This window comes from Sphingopyxis witflariensis, from assembly GCF_002205635.1.
Lineage (GTDB): Bacteria > Pseudomonadota > Alphaproteobacteria > Sphingomonadales > Sphingomonadaceae > Sphingopyxis > Sphingopyxis witflariensis.
In genome coordinates this window covers 49,117-60,482 of record NZ_NISJ01000007.1, presented here as the reverse complement: position 1 = coordinate 60,482, position 11,366 = coordinate 49,117, and the positions used below count along the sequence as shown (strand labels likewise).

The window sequence follows — 11,366 nt, the reverse complement described above, 5'->3', positions numbered from 1 at the left end:
TGAGAGCGTCGGCCAAAGAAGCGGTTTCCCGGCGAAAGCCGGGGCCGCTATCTGCCTAGCTCAGGGTTTGAGGGGTGTGCGCTTTTGTCAGGCGCTCAGCGTGCGCGCCAGTGCCACCCATTCGGCGACGGTCACCGTTTCGGCGCGGCGGGTCGGGTCGATTCCCAATGTTTCCAGCGCGGCGACCGCGCCCTCGACGCCCTTCAGGCTCTGGCGCAGCATTTTGCGGCGCTGGCCGAAACCCTTTTCGGTGAGCTTGGACAGGAGTGCGGGTTTAACGCCCTCGGGCTGTTCGCCGGGTGTGACATGGATGATCGCCGACATCACCTTGGGCGGCGGAGTGAAGGCCGATCGGTGGACGCGCATCGGGATTTTGGCGGTCGTGCGCCATTGTGAGAGGACGCTCAGCCGACCGTAGGCGGAGGTGTCGGGCTTGGCGATGATCCGCTCGGCGACTTCGGCCTGGAACATCAGGGTCAGTGACAGCCAGCGCGGCGGCCAGGCTTTGGGCTCGAGCCAGCGGGTGAACAGCGCGGTGCCGACATTATAGGGCAGGTTGGCGACGATATGATAGGGCTCGCCGCCGGTCAGCGCGTCGACATCGACCGCCATCGCATCGTCGGCGATCACCATGAGCTGGCCCGGAAACACCTCACCCAGTTCGGCGAGCAGCGGCAGGCAGCGATCGTCGCGTTCGACCGCAATCACCCGCGCTCCGGCACGCAGCAAAGCGCGCGTGAGGCCTCCGGGGCCCGGGCCGACCTCGAACACTGTGGCGCCCTTAAGGTCGCCGGGCAGCGCCGCGATCCGGTCGAGCAATTGTTCGTCGAACAGGAAATTCTGTCCCAGCGCCTTGCTCGCCGACAGACCGTGCGCACGCACGGTCTCGCGCAGCGGCGGCAGGTTGCGCGTCGGTTCGGTGGTCACGCGGCGGGAACGGCGTTGCGCTCGCGGCTCGCGGCGAGGGTTGCGGCGAGCGCGATGGCGGCGATCGTCGGCCGCGGATCGGCCAGACCCTTGCCCGCGATGTTGAACGCGGTGCCATGGTCGGGCGAGGTGCGGATGATCGGCAGGCCGAGGGTCAGATTGACCCCGTCGTGGAAATGCAGCGCCTTGAAGGGCGCCAGCGCCTGATCGTGATAGCAGCACAGCAGCGCGTCATAGCGGGTGCGGACGTGCGGCGCGAACAGACTGTCCGATGCCAGCGGGCCATCGATCGCAATGCCTTCGCTTTGCAACTGCTCGATCGCGGGCTGGATAATCTGTGCTTCCTCGCTGCCCAGATCGCCGCTTTCGCCCGCATGCGGGTTGAGGCCCGCGATCGCGAGTTGCGGCTCGGCGATGCCGAAATCGCGGCGCAGCGCGCGCGCGGTAACGCGCGCCTTCGCGACGATGAGGTCGGTGGTCAGCCGCTCGGGCACTTCCGACAGCGGAATATGGACGGTGAGCGGCACAACGCGCAGGCCGGGCCCGGCCAGCATCATCACCGCATTGGTGGCGGTGACGCCGCAGCGTTCGGCGATGAATTCGGTTTGCCCGGGGTGGGTATAGCCGATGCCGTGCAGCGCAAATTTGGACACCGGCCCCGTGACGAGCGCGCAGCTTGCCTGCGTCCGTGTCATCCCGATCCCGGTTTCGAGTGCGTGGAGCGCGCAGGTCGCGCCCGCCGCGGTCGGCGTGCCGGGGGTCAGCGGGCCGCTGTCCTCCAGATGCCAGACCGGCAGCGCGTCGTCGAAGGTCCGCAGCGCCTCTTCCATGTCGCTGACGCGCGCAATCGGGCCGTCCCAGACCGCGGAGATTGCGGCGATGTCGCCGATGGCGACGAATGGGGGCAGGTCAAATTCGTGGCGCGCGGTCCACGCGCCGCCGGTCACTTCGGAGCCGACGCCCGCCGGGTCACCGATGGTGACCGCGATCGGACGTCGAGGATTGGTAGCGGGCATCAGCTATATTCGATCACGGCGTCCCGGCGCAGGTCGCGCAGATAGCGTTGGGCGCGCTTGTTGACCTTTTCTTCCAACAGGCGATTTTCGATTTCCTGCAAATTGGGTGCCGTTGCAGTCTGCGGCATGTCGCGCCCGCACAGGACGAGGACGCTGATGCCTTCGTTCGCCGCGCCAAAGGGCTGCGTCGTCTGGCCGATCTGCAGATTGATCAGCGTCTGCTGCAGCGGTGCAGGCAGCGCGCGCATCGCCATATTGTCGCGCGATACCACGCTCGCGCCCAGTTTCTGCGCGACGGCGTCGGCCGCACCGCAACCGGCGATGCTGCGCGTGGCTTCGGCGAACTGGCTTGCCAGTTCGGACGCGCGGGCGGGGGTTGTCCCTGCCGGGAATGCCAGCGAAAGCTGTTTCAGGCTGAGCACCGCGTCGCGCGGATCGGCGGTCAGCACCTGGCGCCGGTCGATGAGCAACATGATCGACATGCCGCCTGGAACCTCGATCGGGCCAACCATCTGGCCGGGTTGCATCTGCGTCGCTGCTTCGGCCATCGAGGCCGGGAGCTGGCCGGCCTTCACCCAGCCGAGATCGCCGCCGACAACGGCCGTCGAGGCTTCGGAAAACTGGCGGGCATAGGCGGCGAAGCTGCCGCCACCTTGCAAAGCCTGAATGATTTTCTGCGCGTTTTCGTTCACCGCTGCGGCATTGTCGGGGGTCGCCGACAAATAGATTTCGCCGAGGTGGAATTCATCCTGTCCCTTGGCGTCGTTCATCCGTTGAACGACCGATTCTACCTCTTCGGTCGATACGTTGGTCGTCGACTGGATGTTGCGCGACAGCAGGCGGTCCCATGCGAATTCGCCGCGAATCTGTTGCTTCACCGCGGCCGCCGAGGACCCCTTGGACGCCAGATAGGCCGTGAATTGTTCGGGGGTCTGCTTGAACCGCAGCGCGAGGCGCGCAAATTGTTCGTTGATCAGATTCTCGTCGATCGTGATTTCGGCTGCCCGGGCTTCCTGGATCTGCAGCTTTTCGTCGATCAGATTGCTGAACACCTGGCTGCGCAGCCTTTGTTCTTCTTCGGCCGGCAATTCGACATTGTTGTTCGCAATGCGGATCAGCGCCATACGCTGGGCGATGTCGGTCGCCGTGATGATTTCGCCATTCACCGTCGCCGACGGGCGATAGACATTGGCCTTTGCATCGCCATAAAGCTGGACATTGCCCGGAATGGCGAGGCTGGTTGTCGGGACTTCGTTATCGGCAACGGTCTGCGCCAGCACTGGGGCCGCGCCGACGCTCGCTACGGCGATCAGGCCGATGATGGTCGAAAATTTGGTCATTGCTACCCTATTCGAGAAATAACGGCTTGCTCCGTATCAGCGGAGACGCCTGATGGTCCAGCGCAATCCGCTATTCGGACCTTTTACGGAGGCCGGGTTAGGCTTGCGACGCTGAACGCAAGCTGAGCGGAGTCGGCAGAGGGGAGATGTGCGACGGGGCGCCGGACTGCTTTTGCTGAACAAAAGCAGCGATCAGAACCCCAGATTGCGAAAAGCGATGCGGAAGGAAAAGCTGTTGCCGCGCCTTGCGTCGCCGGTGTCGATATAGTCGCGGCGCCAGGTCAGTGCGATCGACAGGCATTCGTCGTCATAGGCGACGCCCAGCCGGTGCCGAATCGGCTCGAACCCGTCGGCCTGGCTCCCCGGATCGTCATGCTGGCTGGTCAGGTCGACGATCGCCGAGCCGAAAATCGACCAGTTGTTCGCAACCGCCACACGGCCGCCGACGCGCGCTTCCTCGCGGTCCTGCAAATCTTCGGCCAGCATCGTGATATCGCGATTGAGCCGTGAATAGCCGAGTACGGCATAGGTCGACCGGCTGCCGATCGTCGCGTCGAACTCGTTACGGCGAACCGCCAGATTATCCTTGTCGAGGCGGAAGCGGTGGGTCAGGCGCAGGAAATCCTGATAGGCGATCGTCGTCCGCCCGACGATGTCGGACGTCCGGTCGGTCAGGCCGGTGCCATCGGGAAACAGCGACGATTTTTCGGACAAGCGATAGCTTTGGCCGACGACGCTGTTGACGCTGAACCCCGGCCGCGTGAAATTCCATTCGACGCCATAGGTGATGCGCGCGCCATCCTCGAACCGGTCATGACCGTTGAAGCGGTTGATCGCGAACAAATTGCCGTCCTCAAGGTCGAAAGCACGCGAATCCTCGTTCGGGATGTCGAGATTCCGGATCGGCGGGGTCGCGACGACCTGAACCCGCGGGGTCAGTGTCTGGGTGCCGCCCATGAATTCGCCGATGAACGGCCAGCGCATGTCGGCGGCGACCGCAGCGATTCCGCGGGCCTGCCAGCCCGATTTGCCGCGATAACCTGGAACGGCGGTCAGCAGATTTTCATCGCTGTGATACACATCGCCGCGTACCAGCGCGGTCAGTGTGACTTCCTGGCCCAGACCGGTCAGACCGCGCAGATCCCAGCGTGCACCGGCAAAGGCGCGCTGCGTATCCTGTCCCGCGGTACGCCCGATCGCCAGCGTGTTGAGCTGGAGCTCGACCTGCCCGCCCAGCAACGGGTCGGCCAGTCGCTGGCGATAATCGATGATCGGCAGTGCGATTGGCTGCTGTCCCTGGACGTCGCCCGCGCGCAGCGTCTGCGTCGCCCAGCCGGCAATCGACAAATAGCTTTGGCCGCCGATCCGTTCGAGTTCGAAGGTCGAACGCAGCCGGTCATCGCGGCTGATGTCGTACCGGCGCATGAAGGTGCGGTCGGTGGTGATGCGGCCCGAATAGCTGAAGCTCCAGCGCGGATCGAACTGGAACTTGCCCGCGCTTTCCAGATAGCCGCGGAATTCCTTGCTCTGAACGACGCCTGATCCCGTTCCCGTCAGGGGAACGACCGAACTATAGGTCGCATAGCCGTTCAGGCGGAACGAGCCGATGTCGGTCAGGGCGCGAAACTCGCCTTCGATCATCGGCGCCGCATTGGTGTAGACATGCGGTGTGATGGTGGCGTCGCGGTCGGGTGCGACGCGCAGATAATAGGGCACCGCGATTTCGAACCCGTTGGTGCGATCGAACCGCACTTCGGGAACCAGGATTCCACTTCCCGCTTCGCTGTTTGAAGGATGGCTGAGTCCGGGCAGCGGGATCAAAGGCAGGCCGAAAATCTCGACCCGCGCGCCCTTGTAGCGAATCTTGTTCTTCGCGTGATCATAAATCACCCGGACGGCGCGGATCCGCCATGTCGGATTCTTGGGGCACCCCGCATTATCCTCGACCGGACAGGGGGTGTAGGCGGCATTTTCCAGCTCGATATTGCCATTTTCGAAGCGGGTGCCGCGTATCGCAGCGAGGCGCGAGCCATTGTCGAGGACGACCAGAAGATTGTCGACGACGCCGTCGCGCAACGTGTCGGTGAGTTCGATCTTGTCGCCATAGGCGGTGTCGCCCTCGGGATTGGTGATCGCGACATTGCCCTCGGCGAAGACCTGGCCCGTCTTGCGGTTCCATGTGACCTTGTCGGCGCGCATCGCAATCGCTTCGCGATTCATCGCGACATGGCCCTCGGCGACGACGATTTCGGTGTCGGTATCGTAATTCAGATTGTCGGCCGCAAACCCGATCTGGTCTTCGGCATCGACAGCCGGGGCGTCGGCGACCGTTGGAGCAACGTCGGGAGTTTGCAGGTCGGGCTCGCCAGAGGCCTGCGGGGGAGCGGGCGAGTCGCCTGCGCTTTGGGCGTTCACCGGGTTGGCGACGATCGCCAGACCACTGGCGGTTGCCAGCCACAACAGCCGCCTGTTCGCTGCCCACGGGAGCAAAGCCAATGTCATTGCGTTACTTTGTCCCACACCTTTGTCGCGTCCGCCCGGGCTTGGACCGGCTGCTTTGTTTTTGCAACTCGCAAGCGAAACCCCTATCGGTCCGGCACGTTCCAATCAATCATCGCATAAGAGAGTTACAGGATGGACATTCAGTTTGTCGCACAAATCGATGCGTCTGCCGACGTCGTCGCCTTTCCGGTCCGCAAGGGCGAGCTGGCCGGGCTCGGCGGAGCGCACGGCGCACTGCTCGCCGCGGCCGCCGGGCAGGCACGCTTCGAGGGTGCGGCGGGCACGATCGCCGAGACCGCGGCGGTCGATGGCGACCGCGCGCTGCGGCTGATTCTCGTCGGGATCGGCGAAGGCACGGCGCATGACGTCGAACGCGGTGGCGCAGCGCTGACCGCGCGGCTCCAGACCAGCGGCGTGACGGCGGTTCAGGTCGATTTCGCGGGCGCCGGAAACAGCGACGAGGATGATGTGCTGGCCTTTGCCATGGGCGCACGACTCCGCAACTGGCGCATCGACACCTATCGCACGCGCCTCGCCGACAATGCGAAGCCCAGCCTGAAAATCATCACCATCGCGTCACCGCATGGCGATCTGTCGGGCCGCTGGGCCGAATCCGAAGCGATTGCCGAGGGGGTCGCGCTGACCCAGTCGCTGGTCGCCGAGCCGCCGAACATTCTTTATCCCGAGACGTTCGTCGAGCGCTGTCAGCATCTGGCTGACCTGGGCGTCGAACTCGAAATCCTCGACGAGCGTCAGATGAAGGCGCTGGGCATGGGCGCGCTGCTCGGCGTTGCACAGGGCTCGACTCGCCCGCCACGCCTTCTCGCAATGCGCTGGAACGGCGGCAAGGTAGGCGAAGCCCCCGTCGTGTTCATCGGCAAGGGCGTCACCTTCGACACCGGCGGCATCAGTTTGAAGCCCGGACCGGGCATGGACATGATGAAATGGGACATGGGCGGCGCGGGCGCGGTCGCGGGCGCGATCAAGGCGATCGCGGGCCGCAAGGCGAAGGCTAATGTCGTCGGGGTGGTCGGCCTCGTCGAAAATATGCCCGACGGCAATGCGATGCGCCCCGGCGACATCGTCACCACCATGTCGGGTCAGACGGTTGAAGTGCTCAACACCGATGCCGAAGGACGTCTGGTGCTGTGCGATGCGATCAGCTGGGCGCAAAAGGCCTATAGCCCGAAGGTGATCGTCGACCTCGCGACGCTGACCGGCGCGATGGTGATTTCGCTCGGCCATGAATATGCCGGCGTCTTCGCCAATGATGACGGCCTCGCTGCGCAGCTGATCGCGGCGGGCGACACCAGCAACAACCGGCTGTGGCGCTTCCCGCTGTCACCCGCTTACGACAAGCTGATCGACAGCCCGATTGCCGACATGAAGAATATCGGCCCGCGCGAAGGCGGATCGATCACCGCGGCGCAGTTCCTGAAGCGCTATGTCGACGAGGGCGTCATATGGGCGCATCTCGACATCGCTGGCACGGCCTGGGCCGACAAGGATGGTCCGGTGTGGGCGAAGGGCGCGACGGGTTATGGCGTGCGCCTGCTCGACCGCTTCATCGCCGAAAATCACGAAGGCTGAGCTGAACGGGGTAGGGGAGCATGGCGCGCGTCGACTTTTACCGGCTGACCCGCGACCCGGTCGAACGGGTGCTCCCCGTCCTCGCGACGCGCATCTTGAGCGCGGGCGACCGCTTGCTGGTCGTTGCCGCGTCCGCGATGCAGCGGCAGGCGATCGACGAGGCGCTATGGACGCTGCAACCCGCAAGCTTCCTGCCGCACGGCGCGGCCGGATCGCCCGACGAAGCGATCGAACCCATTTTGATCGCGGGCACAATCGATCCGACGCCTGCCAATGGCGCGCGGCTGGTCGCGCTGGCCGATGGTGAATGGCGCGATGAGGCGCTGGGCTTCGACCGCGTCTTCCTGCTTTTCGACAACAGCCGCATCGACGACGCGCGCGCGACATGGCGCACGCTCGCGGCGCGCGACGATGTCGACAATCGTTTCTGGAAACAGGATGAGAATGGGCGTTGGTCGGAGGGGCCATAGGCTTTGCATGCTGTGAGATATGTCACCGACAAGGAGGCCGGACGCGTGCCAATGGGGCTCGAAATGTTTCAACCCTGACAGGAGATCCTGCCATGACGACCCGCGTAAAATTCCCCGTCTTCGCCGCCATGGCCGTCGCGCTGCTCGTGGCGGGGTGCGGTTCGAAATCGGAGAAGGAGGTCGCCAGCGGTACTTATACCGACCCCGAAACCGGCAAGACCGCCGACTACAAGATCAGCGGCGACGGCGAAAACGGCAAGGTGACGATCAAGACCGAGGAGGGCGAGGTCCAGTTCGGCGGCGTCGCCAAATTGCCCGCAGGCATCACACCCTATCCGGGGTCGAAGATGACCGGCGGTTTCGCTGGTTCGGGCAAGGACGGAAAAGGCGGCCTCGCGAGCTTTGAGGTCAAGGGCAAGGCCGCCGACGTCGTCGCCCATTATCGCAAGCAGATCGACGGCGCCGGGATGAAGGTGACCTCCGAAATCGCCGCCGAGGATACGATCATCATTGGCGCGGAAAAGCCGGGCGACGCAAAGACGACGATCCAGATCAACGCGACGCAGAATGGCGACATGGTCGAAGGCGCGATCACCTACAGCGGGGCCTGACCCCGCCGCCTGTGGTTCGCGCTCTTTTCTTGCGGTGCAGCAAAAGCGCGGCTAGAGGCGCGGCCATCGCAACAGACAATAAACCAGGAGCTTTCCCATGGCGGTTACCCGCACCTTTTCGATCATCAAGCCCGACGCCACGCGTCGCAACATCACCGGCGCCGTCACCAAGATGCTGGAAGAAGCCGGTCTGCGCGTCGTCGCGTCGAAGCGCATCCACATGAGCCGCGAACAGGCCGAAGGCTTTTACGCGGTCCACAAGGAACGCCCCTTCTTCGGTGAACTCGTCGAATTCATGATCAGCGGCCCCGTCGTCGTCCAGGTCCTCGAGGGCGAGGACGCAATGCAGCGCAACCGCGACATCATGGGCGCGACCAACCCCGAGAACGCCGAGCCGGGCACGATCCGCAAGGAACTGGCCGAGAGCATCGAAGCGAACACGGTTCACGGTTCGGACAGCGACGAAAATGCCGCGATCGAAATCGCGTATTTCTTCAAGCCCGAAGAAATCGTCGGCTGACTCCAACGGGACAACTAACAAAAAAGGCCGCCGGAGCGATCCGGCGGTCTTTTCTGTTTGGTTGTAATGACAATTTTCCGAATCGTCATTGCGAGGAGCGGAGCGACGCGGCAATCCAGAGTGTGTCTAACCCGTTCTGGATTGCTTCGCTTCGCTCGCAATGACGAGCGTAATCAAAATTCGTCGGCGATGCCCATCAGTCCCGCCAGCTTCTTCGGTGCCACCGCGAGCCAGCTCTTGCGCAGCCATTCACCCACGGCCTCCCAGTCATTGTCGCCGCTATCGAGGCGCACGCCGACCCAGCTGTCGCCGAAATAGGCGGGGCGGTAATAGCGGTCTTCATCGAGTTCGATGAGCATCGCCTGTTCCTCGGCGCCGCTGATCTTGACCAGGATCGCGATCTTGCCGTCGCCATGATGGTCCTGCGTGAAATAGGCGAACTTCTTGCCCTTCACGATCCCGAAGCAGGGCATACCGTGCGAGGTGACTTCGTCGGCCTCGGGCAGCGCCATCGCGAGGTCGCGGACGCGGCCGAGCAGATAGTCGGGGCTGCGCTCGCGCATCACAAAGGCGGCGAGGGTGGGCGGATAAAGCTGATGCTCGGCGAACTGGACCCGCTTGGCGAGGCTTTCGGCGGTATCGCCGGGCGCGATCGCGACCGGGGTCTGCGCGAGGACGGGGCCGTCGTCGACCCCCGGGGTGACGATATGGACGCTGCATCCGCCAAAGGCATCGCCCGCGTCGATCGCGCGCTGGTGAGTGTCGAGGCCCTTGTAGAGCGGCAGCAGGCTGGGGTGGATGTTGAGCATCCGGCCCTGCCAGCGGGCAACGAAATCATCGCTGAGGATGCGCATATAGCCGGCGAGCGCGACAAATTCGGTTCCCGCTGCGCGAAGCTGTTCGTCGACGAGAGCGTCGAAGACGTCGCGCTTCATGCCCTTGTGCGAGAGGCCCCAGGTTGGGATGCCTTCGGCGCTGGCGAGCTTGAGGCCCGGTGCATCGGGGGCGTTGCTGGCGACGAGGATGATCTCATACGGGCAATCGGCGGCCTTCGCGGCGTAGAGCAGTGCCGCCATATTGGTGCCTGTGCCCGAGATCAGGACGGCGACTTTGGCCTTCGTCACAATCGCTTCCCCTTTTTCGTCATGCTGAACTTGTTTCAGCATCCATGGTAAGACATCGCGGTCTCAGGCCATGGACCCTGAAACAAGTTCAGGGTGACGAATTTATCAACCGTTGTGCGTCGCGGTCCAGGCCGCTTGCGCGCTCCAGATTTCGGTGCTGCCCGTGACCGTACAGCCCTTCGTACCCTCGGCGATATGGCCGATGCGGTGGACGGTCTCGCCGGCTTCGGTCAGCGCCGCGGTCACCGCGTCAACATCGGCTTCCGCAACGACGACGGCCATGCCGACGCCGCAGTTGAAGGTGCGCGCCATTTCTTCGGGCTCGATATTGCCCTGCGCCTGCAGGAACGCCATCAGTCGCGGCTGCTCCCACGCATCGGCATCGACATGCGCGTGGAGGTTCGCGGGCAGGATACGCGGGATATTCTCAAGCAGCCCGCCTCCGGTGATGTGCGCGAGTGCGTGAATCTTGCCGGTCTTCACCAGCGGGAGCAGGCTCTTCACATAGATGCGCGTCGGCGCCATCAGCGCGTCAATCAGCAGGATATTCTGGTCGAAGAGGGCGGGGCGGTCGAGCTTCCAGCCCTTGTCGGCTGCGAGTCGGCGCACGAGCGAAAAGCCGTTCGAATGCACCCCCGACGAAGCGAGGCCCAAAATCACGTCGCCCGCAGCGAGCTTGTCGGCGGTCAGCACCTGATCGCGCTCGACCGCGCCGACGCAGAAGCCCGCGAGGTCATAATCGCCCTCGCTATACATTCCCGGCATTTCGGCGGTCTCGCCGCCGATCAGCGCGCAGCCGGCCTGCTTGCAACCCTCGGCGATGCTCGCGACGACTTCGGTCGCGACATCATTGTCGAGTTTGCCCGTAGCATAATAGTCGAGGAAGAAGAGCGGCTCGGCGCCCTGCACGATCAGATCGTTGGCGCACATCGCGACAAGGTCGATACCGACGCCGTCATGCTTGCCCGATTCGATCGCGAGCTTGAGCTTCGTTCCGACGCCATCATTCGCCGCGACGAGCAGGGGGTCGTTGAACCCCGCCGCTTTCAGGTCGAAAAATCCGCCGAATCCGCCGAGGTCGGCATCGGCGCCGGGTCGCCGCGTCGCACGGGCGAGCGGAGCGATGGCACGGACCAGCGCATTGCCGGCGTCGATCGAGACTCCGGCTTGGGCATAAGTGTACGAGGCGGGCGGGTTCTGCTTGGCATCCATGGCTCGCGCGCCTAACGACTCCAGCCGACAATTGCCATGATTTCCTTGCCTGGC

Annotated in this window: 10 protein-coding genes; 4 read left to right on the top strand and 6 right to left on the bottom strand. The window is 64.1% G+C overall.

Annotated features, from left to right (window positions below; genetic code table 11):
* Window positions 1-87 precede the first annotated feature (87 nt).
* From rsmA to CDQ91_RS13400, 4 genes are all read right to left on the bottom strand, one after another.
* On the bottom strand, window positions 88-927 hold the full coding sequence (gene rsmA, locus CDQ91_RS13415; protein WP_237245982.1) for a 16S rRNA (adenine(1518)-N(6)/adenine(1519)-N(6))-dimethyltransferase RsmA: 840 nt from the start codon (window positions 925-927) through the stop codon (window positions 88-90).
* Window positions 924-1,943: a 4-hydroxythreonine-4-phosphate dehydrogenase PdxA gene (gene pdxA / locus CDQ91_RS13410; RefSeq protein ID WP_088473241.1), complete on the bottom strand. Its 1,020-nt coding sequence runs from the start codon at window positions 1,941-1,943 to the stop codon at window positions 924-926. Before pdxA ends, rsmA begins: the two co-directional genes overlap by 4 nt.
* Entirely contained in the window at window positions 1,943-3,283 is a 1,341-nt protein-coding gene (locus CDQ91_RS13405) for a peptidylprolyl isomerase (RefSeq protein ID WP_088473240.1), read from the bottom strand. The genes pdxA and CDQ91_RS13405 overlap by 1 nt, the downstream gene beginning before the upstream one ends.
* A 192-nt stretch (window positions 3,284-3,475) precedes the next feature.
* Window positions 3,476-5,785: an LPS-assembly protein LptD gene (locus CDQ91_RS13400; RefSeq protein ID WP_088473239.1), complete on the bottom strand. Its 2,310-nt coding sequence runs from the start codon at window positions 5,783-5,785 to the stop codon at window positions 3,476-3,478.
* A 132-nt stretch (window positions 5,786-5,917) separates the two neighbouring features.
* Between CDQ91_RS13400 and CDQ91_RS13395 the strand changes: the two genes are divergently transcribed.
* From CDQ91_RS13395 to ndk, 4 genes are all read left to right on the top strand, one after another.
* The gene (locus CDQ91_RS13395; RefSeq protein WP_088473238.1) at window positions 5,918-7,375 is read left to right on the top strand and encodes a leucyl aminopeptidase; all 1,458 of its coding nucleotides are present in this window, start codon (window positions 5,918-5,920) and stop codon (window positions 7,373-7,375) included.
* 20 nt (window positions 7,376-7,395) lie between these two features.
* Window positions 7,396-7,845, top strand: coding sequence for a DNA polymerase III subunit chi (locus CDQ91_RS13390; RefSeq protein ID WP_088473237.1), 450 nt, complete (start codon window positions 7,396-7,398; stop codon window positions 7,843-7,845).
* A gap of 92 nt (window positions 7,846-7,937) precedes the next feature.
* The gene (locus CDQ91_RS13385) at window positions 7,938-8,456 is read left to right on the top strand and encodes a hypothetical protein (protein WP_088473236.1); all 519 of its coding nucleotides are present in this window, start codon (window positions 7,938-7,940) and stop codon (window positions 8,454-8,456) included.
* Between the two features lie 97 nt (window positions 8,457-8,553).
* A complete protein-coding gene (ndk, locus tag CDQ91_RS13380; RefSeq protein ID WP_088473235.1) occupies window positions 8,554-8,976 on the top strand; it encodes a nucleoside-diphosphate kinase in 423 nt (140 codons plus the stop codon).
* Between the two features lie 173 nt (window positions 8,977-9,149).
* On the opposite strand, the gene purN is transcribed toward ndk, so the two are convergent.
* Window positions 9,150-10,100 (bottom strand): phosphoribosylglycinamide formyltransferase, encoded by a 951-nt coding sequence (gene purN / locus CDQ91_RS13375; protein ID WP_088473369.1) that lies wholly within the window; start codon window positions 10,098-10,100, stop codon window positions 9,150-9,152.
* Between the two features lie 105 nt (window positions 10,101-10,205).
* The gene (gene purM / locus CDQ91_RS13370; protein ID WP_088473234.1) at window positions 10,206-11,312 is read right to left on the bottom strand and encodes a phosphoribosylformylglycinamidine cyclo-ligase; all 1,107 of its coding nucleotides are present in this window, start codon (window positions 11,310-11,312) and stop codon (window positions 10,206-10,208) included.
* Window positions 11,313-11,366: the final 54 nt, after the last annotated feature.

Coding starts and splice junctions, on each gene's coding strand:
- CDQ91_RS13400 (WP_088473239.1), bottom strand. CDS start 5,785: ATGACATTGGCTTTGCTCCCGTGGGCAGCGAACAGGCGGCTGTTGTGG.
- CDQ91_RS13390 (WP_088473237.1), top strand. CDS start 7,396: ATGGCGCGCGTCGACTTTTACCGGCTGACCCGCGACCCGGTCGAACGG.
- CDQ91_RS13395 (WP_088473238.1), top strand. CDS start 5,918: ATGGACATTCAGTTTGTCGCACAAATCGATGCGTCTGCCGACGTCGTC.
- ndk (WP_088473235.1), top strand. CDS start 8,554: ATGGCGGTTACCCGCACCTTTTCGATCATCAAGCCCGACGCCACGCGT.
- pdxA (WP_088473241.1), bottom strand. CDS start 1,943: ATGCCCGCTACCAATCCTCGACGTCCGATCGCGGTCACCATCGGTGAC.
- purM (WP_088473234.1), bottom strand. CDS start 11,312: ATGGATGCCAAGCAGAACCCGCCCGCCTCGTACACTTATGCCCAAGCC.
- CDQ91_RS13405 (WP_088473240.1), bottom strand. CDS start 3,283: ATGACCAAATTTTCGACCATCATCGGCCTGATCGCCGTAGCGAGCGTC.
- CDQ91_RS13385 (WP_088473236.1), top strand. CDS start 7,938: ATGACGACCCGCGTAAAATTCCCCGTCTTCGCCGCCATGGCCGTCGCG.